The 15456-nt window shown below is 63.9% G+C and carries 14 protein-coding genes; 9 read left to right on the top strand and 5 right to left on the bottom strand.

What is annotated here, in order from left to right:
* Positions 1-5: 5 nt before the first annotated feature.
* Positions 6-986 carry a bifunctional riboflavin kinase/FAD synthetase gene (locus tag LB547_RS06430; protein ID WP_140761746.1) on the top strand — a complete coding sequence of 327 codons (981 nt, stop codon included), beginning with the start codon at positions 6-8 and terminating at the stop codon, positions 984-986.
* 116 nt (positions 987-1102) lie between these two features.
* Here the strand turns inward: LB547_RS06430 and LB547_RS06425 are convergent, their stop codons facing one another.
* Positions 1103-1657 (bottom strand): HdeD family acid-resistance protein, encoded by a 555-nt coding sequence (locus LB547_RS06425; RefSeq protein ID WP_140521651.1) that lies wholly within the window; start codon positions 1655-1657, stop codon positions 1103-1105.
* 229 nt (positions 1658-1886) lie between these two features.
* Here LB547_RS06425 and LB547_RS06420 point away from each other — a divergent pair, with 229 nt between their 5' ends.
* The gene (locus LB547_RS06420; RefSeq protein WP_224655790.1) at positions 1887-2657 is read left to right on the top strand and encodes a MipA/OmpV family protein; all 771 of its coding nucleotides are present in this window, start codon (positions 1887-1889) and stop codon (positions 2655-2657) included.
* Positions 2658-2669: 12 nt separating this feature from the next.
* On the opposite strand, the gene LB547_RS06415 is transcribed toward LB547_RS06420, so the two are convergent.
* Positions 2670-3104, bottom strand: a complete 435-nt coding sequence (locus LB547_RS06415; RefSeq protein ID WP_140761705.1) for an RES family NAD+ phosphorylase — start codon at positions 3102-3104, stop codon at positions 2670-2672.
* Between the two features lie 2 nt (positions 3105-3106).
* Positions 3107-3550, bottom strand: coding sequence for an antitoxin Xre/MbcA/ParS toxin-binding domain-containing protein (locus LB547_RS06410; RefSeq protein WP_140494231.1), 444 nt, complete (start codon positions 3548-3550; stop codon positions 3107-3109).
* Positions 3551-3846: 296 nt separating this feature from the next.
* Here LB547_RS06410 and ileS point away from each other — a divergent pair, with 296 nt between their 5' ends.
* Together ileS and LB547_RS06400 are read left to right on the top strand one after the other, a co-directional pair.
* Positions 3847-6810, top strand: a complete 2964-nt coding sequence (gene ileS / locus LB547_RS06405) for an isoleucine--tRNA ligase (protein ID WP_140761702.1) — start codon at positions 3847-3849, stop codon at positions 6808-6810.
* Between the two features lie 203 nt (positions 6811-7013).
* A complete protein-coding gene (locus LB547_RS06400) occupies positions 7014-7691 on the top strand; it encodes a hypothetical protein (RefSeq protein WP_140494227.1) in 678 nt (225 codons plus the stop codon).
* Between the two features lie 43 nt (positions 7692-7734).
* Here LB547_RS06400 and LB547_RS06395 read toward each other — a convergent pair whose 3' ends face one another.
* On the bottom strand, positions 7735-8184 hold the full coding sequence (locus LB547_RS06395) for a nucleoside deaminase (protein WP_140761742.1): 450 nt from the start codon (positions 8182-8184) through the stop codon (positions 7735-7737).
* A gap of 182 nt (positions 8185-8366) precedes the next feature.
* On the opposite strand from LB547_RS06395, the gene LB547_RS06390 reads away from it, so the two are divergent.
* From LB547_RS06390 to LB547_RS06370, 5 genes are all read left to right on the top strand, one after another.
* The gene (locus LB547_RS06390) at positions 8367-10400 is read left to right on the top strand and encodes a pseudouridine synthase (RefSeq protein WP_140761699.1); all 2034 of its coding nucleotides are present in this window, start codon (positions 8367-8369) and stop codon (positions 10398-10400) included.
* A complete protein-coding gene (gene rsmD / locus LB547_RS06385) occupies positions 10397-10951 on the top strand; it encodes a 16S rRNA (guanine(966)-N(2))-methyltransferase RsmD (RefSeq protein WP_140583794.1) in 555 nt (184 codons plus the stop codon). The genes LB547_RS06390 and rsmD overlap by 4 nt, the downstream gene beginning before the upstream one ends.
* Positions 10952-11092: 141 nt before the next feature.
* Complete coding sequence (locus LB547_RS06380) at positions 11093-12475, top strand: M16 family metallopeptidase (protein ID WP_140761696.1); 1383 nt, start codon at positions 11093-11095, stop codon at positions 12473-12475.
* 2 nt (positions 12476-12477) lie between these two features.
* Positions 12478-13854, top strand: coding sequence for a M16 family metallopeptidase (locus LB547_RS06375; protein WP_181177991.1), 1377 nt, complete (start codon positions 12478-12480; stop codon positions 13852-13854).
* Positions 13851-14720, top strand: coding sequence for a patatin-like phospholipase family protein (locus LB547_RS06370; RefSeq protein WP_140494217.1), 870 nt, complete (start codon positions 13851-13853; stop codon positions 14718-14720). Before LB547_RS06375 ends, LB547_RS06370 begins: the two co-directional genes overlap by 4 nt.
* 97 nt (positions 14721-14817) lie before the next feature.
* On the opposite strand, the gene LB547_RS06365 is transcribed toward LB547_RS06370, so the two are convergent.
* Positions 14818-15360: a dihydrofolate reductase family protein gene (locus LB547_RS06365; protein WP_140515556.1), complete on the bottom strand. Its 543-nt coding sequence runs from the start codon at positions 15358-15360 to the stop codon at positions 14818-14820.
* Positions 15361-15456 lie beyond the last annotated feature (96 nt).

Raw genomic sequence — 15456 nt, 5'->3', positions numbered from 1 at the left:
TGGCGATGGACGCTTTCCAGCACCTTTCGGCAACCGCGCCGCTGCCCGCCGATTTGCGCGGCGGCGTTGTCGCGATCGGCAATTTCGACGGTGTCCATCGCGGTCATCAGGCGGTGCTCGAACGGGCATTGGCGGAGGCGCGGCGGCGTGGCGTGCCGGCGCTGGTGATGACTTTCGAACCGCACCCGCGAAAGATATTCAGGCCCGAGATACCGCTGTTCGTGCTGACGCCGCCGCCGATGAAGGCGCGGCTCCTGTCGCTGCTGGGCTTTGCCGCGCTCGTCGAACAGCCTTTCACGCGCGACTTCGCCTCGCTATCGGCGGAAGCCTTCGTGACCGACGTGCTTGAGAGAACGCTTGGCATCACCCATGCCGTGACCGGCTTCGATTTCCATTTCGGCAAGGACCGCCAGGGCGGGCCGGCCTATCTGATGGCGGCTGGCGAGCGCCATGGCTTCGGCGTCACGCTGGTCGATGCATTTCGGGACGAAAGCGCCGAGGTGGTTTCATCGAGCCGCATCCGCGCCTTGCTTTGCGAAGGCGCGGTGGCCGAGGCCGCCGGCCTGCTCGGCTATCGCTTCACGGTGGAGAGCGAAGTCGTGGGCGGCCAGAAACTGGGGCGAACGCTCGGCTTTCCGACCGCCAACATGAGGCTTCCCGCCGAGGCCACCCTCAGGGAAGGCATCTATGCCGTTCGCTTTCGCCGCGCCGACGGAAGGCTGCATGATGGCGTTGCCAGCTTTGGCCGCCGTCCGACCGTCGACGATGATGGCGCGCCGCTTCTGGAAACCTTCGTCTTCGATTTTTCCGGTGACCTCTATAGCGAGATCTGCCAGGTGTCGTTCTTCGGGTACCTGCGCAGCGAGGTCAAGTTCGACGGGCTTGATGCGCTGGTCGCGCAGATGAAGCGCGACGAGGCCGAGGCGAGAGCACTGCTGGCCGGCGTCAAGCCGCTTTCGCAACTCGACGCGGCCATGGCTTTTTGAAGCATGATCCCGAAAAGTGGAGTCCGGTTTTCGGGCAAGATCATGCTTTAACAAAATGAGCATGGTCCCGAAAAGTGGCGCCCGGTTTTCGGGTTAGATCATGCTCGAATCAGACGTTACTTTTTCAGCGCCAGACCGACGGCGATGAAGGTCCAACCCTGGAAGATCAGGTCGATTGCCAGGAACAGGCCGAGCACCCATACGCTGTTGACCGGCCAGCCCATGGCTATGATCAACCCGGCGATCACGCTGATGGCGCCGGCCGCGACGATCCAGCCCCAGCCGCGCTCAGGCCGGTGGCTGTAGCCGACCCAGGCGCGCAGCACGCCGGAAGCGACAAGCGCGACGGCCAGCAAGAAGGTCAGCACCGCCGAGGCCAGCAGCGGGTTGTCGAAGGCGAAAAAGCCCGCGACCGCGTAGAGCAATCCGCTGAGCAGCCAGTAGAAGAAGCGGCCCCACGTCTTGACCCCGAAGGCATGCATGATCTCGATGATGCCGGCCACCAGCATCAGCCACCCCACGACATAGACGGAAGCCACCGTGGCGATGAAGAGGTTGCCGAAGGCAATGCCGCCGAGGATCAGCAGCAACACGCCCAGACCAACAAACCACCCCCACTTTCCTCGCGTCTGTCCGATCGCGTTCTTCAGTGCATCGCCGTGCAAGGTCATGTCGCCATCTCCATCGAGGACCGCCAGCAGGGGATGAAGTTACCCTTGGTGCCGACCCGCGTCCAGCCGACGGCGGCCGGATGGTGCAAGCAATGCGAGCCGGACGTCTCGACCTTAAATCAAATTTTACCAAAGCCTCTTCAAAGCTGTGACCGAAAGACAATCGTATCGTGTTAATGGGGTAGCCATGAGTCCGGTCGGGAAAATTTCTGCAGCCTTGGCTACCGTCATGCTGGCTACCTCGGGTGCGGCCGATGCCGGCGAGGGCGCCTTCGGCTGGCTGTCCGGCGATTGGTATCTGACGGTCGGCGCCACCGGCATGGTGGCGCCCAATTTCGAGGGCGGCAAGAAGTACCTGCTCAGCGCCTCGCCGATCATCTCCTTGGGCAAGGCTGGCCCGGCGGCCCGCTTCACCTCGCGCAACGACAACATTTCGCTGGCGCTGGTCGATGACGGCGGCGTTCGCGCCGGCCTGACCGGCAAGTTCCTGTTCTCGCGCGACGATGGCGATGCCGACGAGTTGAAGGGCCTCGATCCGGTCCGCTGGGGCGGCGAGGTGGGCGGCTTCTTCGAATTCTATCCGACGGACTGGATACGTGCGCGTGCCGAGCTGCGGCACGGCATCCGCGCCCATAACGGCTTCGTCGCCGACATCGCCGTCGACGCCTTCTACGATGTGACGCCAACCGTCAGGATCTCTGGCGGGCCGCGCGTCTCGTTCGCCTCCGCCAAATATTTCGACGCCTATTACGGCGTCGACGCGCAGGAAGCCGTGGCCTCGGGGTTGAACCAGTATAATCCCGGCGGCGGCCTGAAATCGGTCGGTCTTGGCGGTGCGGTGACGTGGAAGGTGACCGACCCGATGACCGCCAGCCTGTTCGGGGAATATTCACGCCTCGAAGGCCCGGCCGCCGATTCCAGCCTGGTCAAGGAGCGCGGCGACCGCAACCAGTTCATGATCGGCGTATCGACGACCTATCGCTTCGATTTCAAGATGTAGCCGGTATCGGCCTTATTCCAGCAATCGCGTATCGATCTGATGACTTGTGGTGCCGACGATGGCGATGCCTTCGCGTTCCAGCAAGGCGGGATTGAGAATATAGTTTCTGGCGAAGGGAACGATCACGCAAGGAACTTCCATGACTGGATGGCTGGCGGCACTGACAAAATCGCTGCCAATCTCGCGTGTCTTGGCCGGATTGTCTTTCCAGCCCTCGGGCAAATCGGGGACGGCAATGGAGACGCCGTCAGGCACTTCGATTTCCAGGAGCTGGAACGTGGGCGGCAAATCTTCCACGTCGACATGAACGAGAATTTCAAGAAGCGCCGTGGCGGGATGATCCGCGCAGTACACAATGGCGGTGCCCTTGATGCTCCAACGGCCGGAGCTGAGCATGCCGCCCCGGCCGGACACGTCGGCGAAGTTGGAGATACGCCATAGACGCATCGTCAGGCGAAAATGCCATAATCGATGCGATGCAGTTCCTCTTCCACCAGGGAAGCACCGGTTTCCGACTGCAGGAGCGTGATAGGCGCTTCGTTGAGCACCCGGCTGCGTTTGCGCAACCAACGTTGCGCTTTTTCGTGGTCTCCGAAAACACGATCCGCCATTGTGGAAATGCGCTCGATGCGCATGACGCGATCGGACTCGGCAATACTCAGTTTCTCATTGCGTTCTTTCCTGCGCGCCAAAGTGCGCCGAGATCCTACGATCTTGTAGATTTCGTCATTGCTGAACCCACGGTGGCGGAGTTCTTCCACCTTGGTGAAGCTGACCAGGAATTGCCCCGTTGCGGCATCCCGGACCAAGCCATCCTGCGCACGCTCGACCTTCTCCTTACGGGCGGCCCGTCTGGCAGCCGGCACGTGAACCTTGCGATGCGGATTGGACATGACGCGCCTCCGGTGCCATTTGCCCCAACGTATATGCGCAATTGGCACAAGCGGCAAGGCGAGTGCCTTGGAGTTCGGGCTTTCCAAGCTGGCCCACCTCGTTTAAAAGCGCGGCCATGACAGTGGTCTCGCGTTCCGTCGCGATTACGATACGAATTACCAGCCCGGTGTTCCGGACGGCCTGAGAGCTGTCGGAGCCGCCGGGAATCTTGCGCGCGACCCCTCGCGCTTTTTCCAGATCATGATAGTTCAGGCCCGAGCTCCCTTGCCGCCGGGCAATCCACAATGGCAGACCAATGACCGATACAGCTGAAACGATCGACTATTCCAAGACGCTTTACCTGCCGCAGACGGATTTCCCGATGCGTGCCGGTTTGCCCGAGAAGGAGCCGGTGCTGGTCAAGCGCTGGCAGGAGATGGATCTCTACCGCAAGCTGCGCGAGGCCTCCGCCGGTCGCCCGAAATACGTGCTGCATGACGGTCCGCCTTATGCCAACGGCAACATCCACATCGGCCATGCGCTGAACAAGATCCTCAAGGACGTCATCAACCGCTCCTTCCAGATGCGCGGCCGCGACGCCAATTACGTGCCCGGCTGGGACTGCCACGGCCTGCCGATCGAATGGAAGATCGAGGAGCAGTACCGCGCCAAGGGCAAGAACAAGGATGAGGTGCCGGTTAACGAATTCCGCAAGGAATGCCGGGATTTCGCCGCTCACTGGATCGGCGTTCAAGGGGCGGAATTCCGGCGCCTTGGCGTCATCGGCGACTTCAAGAATCCGTATACGACCATGGCCTTCCACGCCGAGGCGCGTATCGCCGGCGAACTGTTGAAATTCGCCATGTCGGGCCAGCTCTATCGCGGCTCCAAGCCGGTGATGTGGAGTGTCGTCGAGCGCACCGCGCTCGCCGAGGCCGAGATCGAATACCAGGACTACGAGTCGGATACGATCTGGGCGAAGTTCCCGGTCGCCAGTCTGGTGCGCCCCGTGGCTGACGGAGAGGCCGCACTGACCGAGGGCGCTCTCGATCTGCTGCAGGCCCATGTCGTCATCTGGACGACGACGCCCTGGACGATCCCCGGCAACCGTGCTGTCAACTATTCGCCGCGCATCGACTACGGTCTCTACGAGGTCACGGCAGCCGAGAACGCCTTCGGCCCGCAGCCGGGCGAAAAGCTGATCTTTGCCGATACGCTGGCCGAAGAGGCTTCGGTCAAGGCCAAAGTCACCTTGAATCGTCTTCGCAGCGTGTCGGTGCAAGAGCTTGGAAGTCTTACGCTTTCGCATCCCTTCAAGGGTCTTGGCGGCGGTTACGAGTTTCCGGTGCCCATGCTTGCCGGCGACCATGTCACCGATGATGCGGGCACCGGGTTCGTTCACACGGCGCCGGGCCATGGTCGCGAGGATTTCGACGCCTGGATGGAGGCGGCCCCGGACCTGCGCGCGCGCGGCGTCGACACCGCGATCCCGTTCACCGTCGACGATGCCGGCTTTTTCACCAAGGACGCGCCGGGCTTCGGTCCGGATCGTGAGGGTGGCGCGGCGCGCGTCCTTGACGACAACGGCAAGAAGGGCAATGCCAACCAAGCGGTCATCGATGAGCTGATCAAGCGCAACGCGTTGTTCGCGCGCGGTCGGCTGAAACACTCCTATCCGCATTCCTGGCGGTCGAAGAAACCGGTCATCTTCCGCAACACGCCGCAATGGTTCGTTTACATGGACAAGGACCTCGGCGACGGCACGACGCTGCGCAGCCGTGCGCTGAAGGCGATCGACGACACCCGTTTCGTGCCGGGGGCGGGGCAGAACCGCATTCGCGCCATGATCGAGGAACGGCCCGACTGGGTGCTGTCGCGCCAGCGCGCCTGGGGCGTGCCGATCGCGGTCTTCGCCGACGCCGACGGCAATGTGCTCCAGGACGAGGCGGTCAACCAGCGCATCATGGACGCTTTCGAGAAAGAAGGCGCCGATGCCTGGTTCGCCGCCGGTGCCAAGGACCGTTTCCTCGGCAATCACGATGCCTCCAGATGGAAGCAGGTGACGGACATCCTCGACGTCTGGTTCGATTCAGGCTCGACCCACGTTTTCACGCTGGAGGATCGTCCGGACCTCAAATGGCCGGCCGATGTCTATCTCGAAGGCTCCGACCAGCATCGCGGCTGGTTTCACTCCTCGTTGCTCGAAAGCTGCGGCACCAGGGGCAGGGCGCCTTACGACACCGTCGTCACGCATGGCTTCACCATGGACGAGGACGGCCGCAAGATGTCGAAGTCACTCGGCAACACCGTCGTCCCGCAGGACGTGATCAATCAATCCGGCGCTGATATCCTGCGGCTCTGGGTGGTGACGACCGACTATTGGGAAGACCAGCGCCTCGGCAAGAACGTGCTGCAGACCAACATCGACGCCTACCGCAAGCTGCGCAACACCATCCGCTGGATGCTGGGCACGCTCGCCCACGACGATGGCGAGGAGGTGCCGCTGGAAGGGATGCCGCAGCTGGAACGGCTGATGCTGCATCGCCTCGCCGAACTCGATGAGGTGGTGCGCCAGGGCTACGATGCCTTCGAGTTCAAGCGCATCACCCGTGCGCTCCTCGATTTCATGGTGGTCGAGTTGTCGGCCTTCTATTTCGATATTCGCAAGGACGCGCTCTACTGCGATGCGCCGTCGAGCGCGAAGCGCAAGGCCTCGGTGCAGGTGGTGCGCCACCTTTTCGACTGCCTGGTAAGATGGCTGGCGCCGATGCTGCCCTTCACCATGGAAGAGGCCTGGCTCGACCGCCATCCCGATGCCGTCTCGGTGCATCTCGATCAGTTCCCGGCGATCCCGGAAAACTGGAAGAACGAGGCGCTGGCGGAGAAATGGCGTAAGGTGCGGCAGGTGCGCCGCGTCGTCACCGGTGCGCTGGAAATCGCGCGTGCCCAGAAGGTGATCGGCTCGTCGCTGGAAGCGGTTCCCGTCGTTACCATCGACGATGCGGCGCTCGAAGCCGCGATATCGGATGTCGACATGGCCGAAATGGCGATCACCAGCGATCTCGTCATCGCCCATGGCGAGGCGCAACAAGGCGCCTTCACGCTCGAAGACGTGAAGGGCATCGCCGTGGTGATCGAAAAAGCCGAGGACCGCGGCCTGGTCAAATGCGCGCGGTCGTGGCGTTACACCGCCGATGTCGGGCAGGATCCTGCCTTTCCCGATGTCTCGGCGCGCGACGCCGCCGTGCTGCATGAGCTTAGGGCGCTCGGCCGGCTTTGAAGGCCAGGCATATCGGTGCACAAATGCCACGCCGGTCGGTGCAAATCCGTCCGCGCGTTGCCCTTAACGAGTGGTTGAGGTAAACACGCGAAACTCCGGAAGACAAATTGTCGCCGGATTTTCGGCGCAAGTGCTTGGACGATGGGGACCGGACCTTGGGGCCGGCGGCGATCGAGAGGCTGTCTAGAGTGGGACTTTTTGGCATGACCGAGAGATTTAATGCGCGCCTCGCGCTGTTGGCGCCGCTTGTCGCATCGGGGCTCGCTCTGTCCGGATGTGTCGGTTCTCCGACCTACGGCACCGACAAGACCGCCGGCGAACAATTGGCCGGCGATCTCACGGGCGCTTTTTCGTTCGCGCCGAAGCGCAAGGAACACATCGATTACAAGCCGCGTCCGACCCTGGTGAAGCCGGCGCCTGGTCAGAAGGAAGCGCTGCCGGCGCCACAGGATAGCATCGAGACCGCAAGCGCCGAATGGCCAGAATCGCCCGAGCAGCGCCGTGCCCGCCTGCGCGCCGACGCCACCGCACACCAGGATGATCCGTCCTACCAGTCGCAGATCGTCGACGACGTGCAGACGGATCCCGCCTCGGTGAAGAAGGCGATGGAGGAATCCGGATCGAGTCACCCGCCGCGTTGGACGCCTGCCGATTCCGACAAGGGCCGCGCCGCCGATATCCAGCGCCGCCTTGCCGAAAGCAAGCAGGGCGATCCGAATACCCGCAAATATCTGAGCGAGCCGCCCCTTGCCTATCGCGTCGCATCCGGCACGGCGCCGCAAAACGAACTCGGCGAAGACGAGTACAAAAAGGAACGCCGCCTGAAGAGAGAGGCGGAAGGCAAGAAGGGCGGCTGGTTCGACTGGCTGCCGTCCCTGTAAAAAGCGGGGCGCATTTGCTTTGCTGACGGGTATCGCACCCCGTTCAGTCGCGGCGTTCCCGAAAGAAATCCTTCAGCAGCAGGGCCGATTCGGCCTCCGCGATGCCCGCATAAATGTCAGGCGTGTGATGGCAGGTCGGCGAAGCGAAGAAGCGCACGCCGTTGACCACCGCGCCGCCCTTTTGGTCCGCGGCGCCAAAGTAGAGCCGGCGCAACCTGGCGAAGGAGATGGCGCCGGCGCACATGGCGCAAGGCTCCAGCGTCACATAGAGATCGTGTCCGGTGAGCCGCTCGCTCGACAGCCTTCGGCAGGCTTCGCGGATGGCCAGCATCTCGGCATGGGCCGTCGGATCGGCAAGCTCCCGGGTGCGGTTGCCGGCACTGGCCACGACCGTGCCGGCGCTGGCGATGACGGCGCCGACCGGCACTTCGCCGCGCGAGGCTGCCGCTTGCGCCTCCTCCAGCGCCAGCGCCATGAAATCGGGCCGCTTCACGCGGGTTTCCATTCCGATTATCTCCTCGCCACTCGACGGTGATCCTGTTATTGAGCGCATAACCTCGAAAATCGGGTACGGTTTTCGGAAATGATCATGCGCCAAATCAAAAATGCTACAGCGTTCGTTGCGCGCCCAAAAGGATGCGCCACGCTGTAGCAGGGCAAACGGACAAAGGCCACATGGACGACAACGACAAGAAATCTCCGCGCCAGAAGGGTCCGGGCAAAAGCGGTCCGAAACCGGCGGGCGCGCGTGGGCGCGATGCCGGCAAAGGCGGCAAGCCAGCCTTCGGCGCCAAGAAACCGTTTGCCAAGCGTGGCGACGGCGGCAAGCCCTTCGAAAAGCACGAAGGGCCGCGCAAACCCTACGCGACGCGCGGCGAGCGGCCGATGGCCACCGATGGCGAACGGCCCCAGAAGCGTGAGTACAAGCCGCGCGAAGGCGGCGAAGGCGGGCGCCCGGAGCGGCCCTTCAACAAGGGTCCGCGTCCGCAAGGCAAGCCTTATGAAAACCGCGAAGGCCCGCGCAAGCCCTACGCGCCGCGTGGCGACCGTCCAATGGCCGCCGATGGCGAACGGCCCCAGAAGCGTGAGTACAAGCCGCGCGAAGGCGGCGAAGGCGGGCGCTCGGAGCGGCCCTTCAACAAGGGTCCGCGTCCGCAAGGCAAGTCTTATGAAAACCACGAAGGCCCGCGCAAGCCCTATACACCGCGCGGCGGGCGGCCAATGGCGGCTGAAGGTGCGGCGGGTGAAAGACGCTTCGATCGTCCTAAGCGTGATTTTGCCGATCGGCCCAAGCCCGACTTCTCTGACCGTCCGAAGCGCGATTTCGCTGCCGACCGGCCGCAAGGCGGTTTCAAGTCCCGTCCGCGTCCTGCGGAGGCGCCCGAGGAAGCCGGCGAGCGGATCGCCAAGCGGCTGGCTCGCGCCGGGCTTGCCTCGCGCCGCGACGCCGAGGAGTTGATCGCGGCCGGCCGCGTCAAGGTCAACGGCCGGGTTTTGTCTTCGCCGGCCTTCAATGTGATGCCGGGCGACATCATCCATCTCGACGGCATGGAGATCCCGCCGATCGAGCGCACTCGGCTGTTCCTGTTCCACAAGCCTGCCGGTGTCGTGACCACCAACCGCGACCCCGAGGGCCGCAAGACCGTCTTCGACGTGCTGCCGGCTGAATTGCCCCGGCTGATGACCATCGGCCGGCTCGACATCAACACCGAAGGCCTGCTGTTGCTGACCAATGATGGCGGCCTGTCTCGCGTGCTCGAACTGCCGGCCACCGGCTGGCTGCGCCGTTACCGGGTGCGCGTCCATGGCAAGGTCGAGGAAAGTGCGCTTGCGGGTTTGCGCGAAGGCATTGCCGTGGACGGCGTCTTCTATGGCGCCATCGAGGCGAGCCTCGATCGCGAGCAAGGCTCGAACGCCTGGCTGACGATCGGCTTGCGCGAGGGCAAAAACCGCGAGGTCAAGAACATTCTCGGCGCGCTCGGCCTCGACGTGACGCGGCTGATCCGCATCTCCTACGGCCCGTTCCAGCTCGACGAGCTCCCCGAAGGCCATGTGCTGGAGATCAAGGGCAAGGTGTTGCGCGATCAGCTCGGCGAACGCCTGATAGAGGAATCCGGTGCCAATTTCGATGCCGAGATAACAAAACCGTTTTCCAACTTGCCGGTGCGGCGGGTCGAGCCGCGCCGCGAGGAGGCCGAGCGGCCGAGATTTTCGCGCGAGGGTGACCACCGGCCGATCGGCGAGGGTGGCCTGATCAAGAACCGCAAGCGCCGCGAAGGCAGCCGTGACGAGGCGCTGGGCAAACTGTCGACCAGCCCCGACAGAGGCGCGAGGCCGGAAAAAAGCTTTGGCGACCGCGGCCCGAGACCCGAACGCGGTGGCTTCGGCGACAAGCCGCGCGGTGGTTTTGGCGGCAAGCCAGGCGGCAAGAAATCCGAGCGCGAGCAGCGGCCGATCGAGCCGCCCGGCCAGCGCAAGGCCAATGTCTGGATGGCGCCGGGCGCGCGCCCGATCGGCAAGGGCAGGGCGGAAGCGGACGCTGCCAAAGCCGCTGAGGCCAAGGCCCGCAAGGCGTCTTTCAAGCCGGCCTACAGCAAGCCCGGCGGCAAGCCGGGCGGCCCAAAGCCGTTCGGCAAGCCGCGTGGCGAACGTCCGGGTGGCGGCGGCGAGCGGCCGCGCGGCGGTTTCAAGGGTCCAAGGGCGAAATGAGGATCGTCGGCGGCGAGTTTCGCGGGCGCCCGCTGGCGACGCCCCGCGGCAGCGCCATCCGCCCCACCACAGACCGCACCCGCGAGGCTGTTTTCAATGTGCTGGCGCATCGCTTTGCCGATCGGTTGCAGCGCGCGCGCGTGCTCGACCTGTTCGCAGGCACGGGCGCTCTCGGGCTCGAGGCGCTGTCGCGCGGCGCGTCCTATGGCGTCTTCATCGAGGAGTCGGCCGAAGGCCGCGGCCTGATCCGCGACAATGTCGAGGCCTTCGGCCTGACCGGCCGCACCAAGATATTTCGGCGCGACGCAACGGCTCTGGGCGAGGCCGGCACGCTGGCGCCGTTCGACCTCGTTTTCGCCGATCCACCCTACGGCAAGGGTCTTGGCGAGCGTGCGCTGAAGTCGGCCAAGCAAGGCGGCTGGCTGCGTCCCGGCGCGCTGTGCGTGGTCGAGGAGGCAGCGGCGGCGCCTTTCGAGCCGGGACCGGGATTTTCAGTTGTCGACGAGCGCCACTATGGCGAGACGCTGATCCGGCTTGTCGAGGCCGCCTGAGTTAAGCTTCATTTGCAGGCGAAGATGGAATGCGACCCTCTCTGCCCAGGGGAGCAGGTCGTGCCATGCCGGTGATCAACAATTCACTTTCACAACATCGGCTCGCCGCCTATCGTCCGTCATGAGAAACCGGAGCCATTGATGACATTTCAGGCTGAATGGCTGCGCAAGACGCTCTTGGCCACATCGCTGGCTTTGGTCATTGCCGGACTGGTCCCGGCGGCCTTCGCCGCCGACAAGCGGCCGGCCGAGTTCAAGGTAACGGATTTCCTGCTCGACAATGGCATGGAAGTGGTCGTCATTCCCGACCATCGCTCACCGATCGTCACCCATATGGTGTGGTATAAGGTGGGCAGCGCCGACGAGCCGCCAGGCAAATCCGGCATCGCCCATTTCTTCGAGCATCTGATGTTCAAGGCGACGGCCAATCACGCCGCCGGCGAGTTCGACCGCGCCGTCTCCGACATAGGCGGCTCCAACAATGCCTTCACCTCCTACGACTACACCGCCTTCCACGAGACGGTGGCGCCGTCGGCGCTCGAGCTGATGATGAGCTTCGAGGCCGACCGCATGCGCAACCTCATCCTCACCGACGATGTCATCAAGACCGAGCGCGACGTCATCCTGGAGGAGCGCCGTTCGCGCATCGACAACAGTCCCGAGGCGGTGCTCGAAGAGGAACTCGACGCCACGCTGTGGCAGAACCAGCCCTACCGAATTCCGGTCATTGGCTGGATGCAGGAGATGGAGCAGTTGAACCGCACCGACGCCATCGCCTTCTACAACAAATACTACCAGCCCAACAACGCGGTGCTGATCGTGGCCGGTGACGTCGAGCCCGACACGGTCAAGGCTCTGGCCGAGAAAACCTACGGCAAGATCGCGCGCGGGCCCGACCTGCCGCCGCGCGTCCGCCCGGTCGAGCCGGAGCAGAACACCAGGCGCACGGTGACGCTGTCCGACGCCCGCGTCAGCGTGCCGAATTTCTCCACCCAATGGGTGGTGCCATCCTACCACACGGCCGAGCCCGGCGAAGCCGAGGCGCTCGACCTGCTGGCGGAAATACTGGGCGGCGGCAACCGCAGCCGGCTCTATCAGGCGCTGGTGGTCAGGCAAGGCATCGCTTCCAACGCCGGGGCCTATTTCCAGGGCACCATGCTGGACGACACCAACTTCACCGTCTATGGCACGCCGCGCGGCGACGCCAGGCTCGTCGATGTCGAGGCGGCCGTCGACGCGGAGGTCGTGCGCATCGCCAGGGAAGGCGTCACCGTCAAGGAGCTGGACAAGGCCAAGGACCGCTATGTCCGCTCGATGGTTTTCGCCCGCGACAAACAGGATTCGATGGCCAATATCTATGGCGCCGAGCTTGCCACCGGCGGCAATGTGCAGGACATCGAGCAATGGCCGGAGCGCATCCGCAACATCACTCCCGGCGAGATCAAGGCCGTCGCCGCGCGCTATCTGGTGCTGGCCCGGTCGACGACCGGCTATCTCTTGCCGCAGCAACAGGCGGGGAATTGATGATGAAGAGCGAGCAACACGGCTCTTTCCCGTCTCCCAAACGGGGAGAAGGGAGGGCACGCGCAGCGCTTGTCACTTTGCTCCTTTCCATCTTCTTCCTGGTCCTGCCGGCGCTTGCCGCCCGCGCCATGGACATCCAGCAGGTCACCTCGCCCAAGGGCGTCACCGCCTGGTTGGTCGAAGACTATTCGGTGCCGATGGTGGCCATCCGTTTCGTCTTTGGGGGCGGCTCGACGCAGGATCCGCCGGGCAAGGAAGGGCTGGCCAATCTGATGACCGGTCTGTTCGACGAAGGCGCAGGCCCTCTGGACAGCGACGCCTTCCAGGTGAAGCTCGACGACGCCGGCGCCGAGATGAGCTTCGAGGAGACCCGCGACGGCATCTACGGTTCCATGCGCATGTTGGCCGAGCAGCGCGACGAGGCGTTCGACCTGCTGCGGCTGGCGGTCAACGAGCCGCGTTTCGACCAGGCGCCGATCGATCGCATCGGCGCTCAGATCCTGTCCGGCATCATCGCCGGAGAGAACGACCCCGACACGATCGCGCAGGACAGATGGGCGCGCGCGCTCTATGGCGATCATCCTTATTCGCGCTCCGATCAGGGCACCAGGCAGAGCATCGCCGCCATCACGCGGGACGATCTGAAGGCGCTGCACAAGGCGGTCTTCGCGCGGACCGGGCTGCATGTCGCGGTGGTCGGCGCCATCGACCCGGAAACGCTGAAGAAGAAACTGGACATGGTGTTCGGCGGGCTGCCGCAGAACCAGGCGCTCGCGCCGGTTGCCGACGTCGAGCCGAATCTGGCGCGGCATATCGAGGTCGACTACGACCTGCCGCAGACCTCGCTTCAGCTTGCCTGGCCTGGCGTGAAGCGCAAGGCGGCGGATTTCTTCCCTGCGGTTCTGATGAACGAGATTCTCGGCGGCGGCACCTTCACCTCGCGCCTGTTCCAGGAGGTGCGCGAGAAGCGCGGGCTGGCCTACAGCGTCAATTCCTCGCTGATCAACCAGGACCATGCCGACGCGCTGATCGTCACCACCGGCACACGATCGGACCGGGCCGCCGAAACCCTTGGCATCGTGCGGGACGTGGTCAAGCGGCTTGCCGAGGACGGCCCGACCGACGCGGAACTGGCGGCGACCAAGAAATACATGATCGGCGCCTACGCCATCAACAACCTGGATTCCTCCAGCGCCATCGCCGCGACCCTGGTCGAGCTGCAGCTCGACGACCTCGGCGTCGATTACATTCAGCGCCGCACCGGCCTCATCAACGCGGTGACACTCGACCAGGTCAAGGCCGCGGCGAAGAAGCTTTTGTCGGCCGAGCCGACCATCATGGTCGTCGGACCGCCCTTGGCCGGAGCCAATAAGGGATGAGCCTCACCTTCGGCATCGCCTTTGGCGGCGGCGGCGCGCGCGGTCTGGCGCACATCCATGTCATCGAGGCGCTGGACGAACTGGGCATCAGGCCGGTCGCAATCGCCGGCTCGTCGATCGGCGCCATCATGGGCGCCGGCATGGCCTCCGGCATGACCGGCAAGGACATCCACGATTATGCCCGCTCGATCCTCGGCCGTCGCGCCGAGGTGGCGAGCCGCATGTGGCGGGCGCGGCCCGGCACCATCGCCGAGGCCATGCAGGCCGGCATCCGCGTCAGCCAGTTCAATGTCGAACGCATCCTCAAGGCATTCCTGCCCGAAGCCATTCCCGAAACCTTCGCCGAGCTGAAAATCCCGCTGAAGGTGACGGCGACGGACTATTTCGGCCACAAGCTGGCCGTGTTCGCCGAAGGCGACCTGCATTCGGCGCTCGCGGCGTCAGCGGCCATTCCTGCCGTGTTCCGCCCGGTGATGCGCGACGGCCGGCTGCTGATCGATGGCGGCATCTACAACCCCGTGCCCTTCGACCTTATCGAGGATGATGCCGACATCATCATCGGCGTCGACGTGGTCGGCGCGCCGGAAGAGGCCGACCACAGGCGGCCGACCTCCGTCGACCTGATGTTCGGCGCCACTCAATTGATGATGCAGTCGATCATCGCCAACAAGCTGAAGCAGTGCCAGCCCGACATCCTGATCCGCCCGGCGGTGTCCAAATACCGCGTGCTCGACTTCCTCAAGATCGAGGTCCTGATGACCGAGACGGCGGATATCAAGGACCAGCTGAAGCGCGAGGTGGAGAGGGTTGTGGAGGCTAGGGAAAGTGCTGCTGTCGAGCAAAGACGGGGAAAGCAGACCGGGTGACGCGAGGTCCACACGTTGCCTCACGTCACCGCTATAGTTTTGATCCCGAAAGCCAGGCGCCCTCCAGTCCTCTCTGGAAGAAGGGCACTCTAACCGATTACGATTTCGCCAGCACCGGCGCATACTCCAGCGCCACCACCCCATTGCTGAATGGCTTGGCGGAAATCAACTCAAACGACACCGGATCGCCGGCCGGAAAGAGCTTTTTGCCTTGGCCAACGGTGCCGGGGTAGCTCAGCAGCCTGACGCGGTCGACCAGACCATGGCGCAACAGTTCCTGCGCGACGCTGAGGCTGCCATGCACATAGATGTTGCCGCCGCTACCTAGCTTCAGTGTCCTGACCGCCTCCGGCAGCGGCCCCCTGAGCAGCTCGGCCGGTTTCCAGTCGAGCACCTTCAAACTGCTGGACGCGACGTATTTCGGCAGCGCGTTGAACCGGTCGGCGAAGTCTCCGGTTTCGCTCGGCCACGAGCCGGCGAAAATCTCGTAGGTTGTGCGTCCCAAAAGCATGGCGCCGCTGTCAGCCAGCTCGTCCTCCTTGAACCTGTTCATCTCGTCGTTCCAGGTCACGCCAGGCAGTTTCTCGACTTCGGCGATGCCATCGACGCTGATGAATTCGGTGACGATAAGCTTTCTCATTGGCGTTCTCCTTCTTCACCCAAAGGACGAACTGCGCGAGCCATTTGCGACAGCTCTGTAAAAATCCGGGGAAGTTTATCGGAGAGGGGAGTTTCT

The sequence above is a fragment of the Mesorhizobium sp. B264B1B genome, from assembly GCF_020165765.1.
Classification (GTDB): domain Bacteria; phylum Pseudomonadota; class Alphaproteobacteria; order Rhizobiales; family Rhizobiaceae; genus Mesorhizobium.
The sequence above is the reverse complement of the archived record's forward strand: the minus strand, read 5'-3'. Positions and strand labels throughout refer to the sequence as shown.

Coding starts and splice junctions, on each gene's coding strand:
- LB547_RS06370 (WP_140494217.1), top strand. CDS start 13,851: ATGAGCCTCACCTTCGGCATCGCCTTTGGCGGCGGCGGCGCGCGCGGT.
- LB547_RS06390 (WP_140761699.1), top strand. CDS start 8,367: ATGGACGACAACGACAAGAAATCTCCGCGCCAGAAGGGTCCGGGCAAA.
- LB547_RS06375 (WP_181177991.1), top strand. CDS start 12,478: ATGAAGAGCGAGCAACACGGCTCTTTCCCGTCTCCCAAACGGGGAGAA.
- LB547_RS06400 (WP_140494227.1), top strand. CDS start 7,014: ATGACCGAGAGATTTAATGCGCGCCTCGCGCTGTTGGCGCCGCTTGTC.
- LB547_RS06380 (WP_140761696.1), top strand. CDS start 11,093: ATGACATTTCAGGCTGAATGGCTGCGCAAGACGCTCTTGGCCACATCG.
- LB547_RS06365 (WP_140515556.1), bottom strand. CDS start 15,360: ATGAGAAAGCTTATCGTCACCGAATTCATCAGCGTCGATGGCATCGCC.
- LB547_RS06430 (WP_140761746.1), top strand. CDS start 6: ATGGACGCTTTCCAGCACCTTTCGGCAACCGCGCCGCTGCCCGCCGAT.
- LB547_RS06425 (WP_140521651.1), bottom strand. CDS start 1,657: ATGACCTTGCACGGCGATGCACTGAAGAACGCGATCGGACAGACGCGA.
- ileS (WP_140761702.1), top strand. CDS start 3,847: ATGACCGATACAGCTGAAACGATCGACTATTCCAAGACGCTTTACCTG.
- LB547_RS06415 (WP_140761705.1), bottom strand. CDS start 3,104: ATGCGTCTATGGCGTATCTCCAACTTCGCCGACGTGTCCGGCCGGGGC.
- LB547_RS06420 (WP_224655790.1), top strand. CDS start 1,887: ATGCTGGCTACCTCGGGTGCGGCCGATGCCGGCGAGGGCGCCTTCGGC.
- rsmD (WP_140583794.1), top strand. CDS start 10,397: ATGAGGATCGTCGGCGGCGAGTTTCGCGGGCGCCCGCTGGCGACGCCC.
- LB547_RS06410 (WP_140494231.1), bottom strand. CDS start 3,550: ATGTCCAATCCGCATCGCAAGGTTCACGTGCCGGCTGCCAGACGGGCC.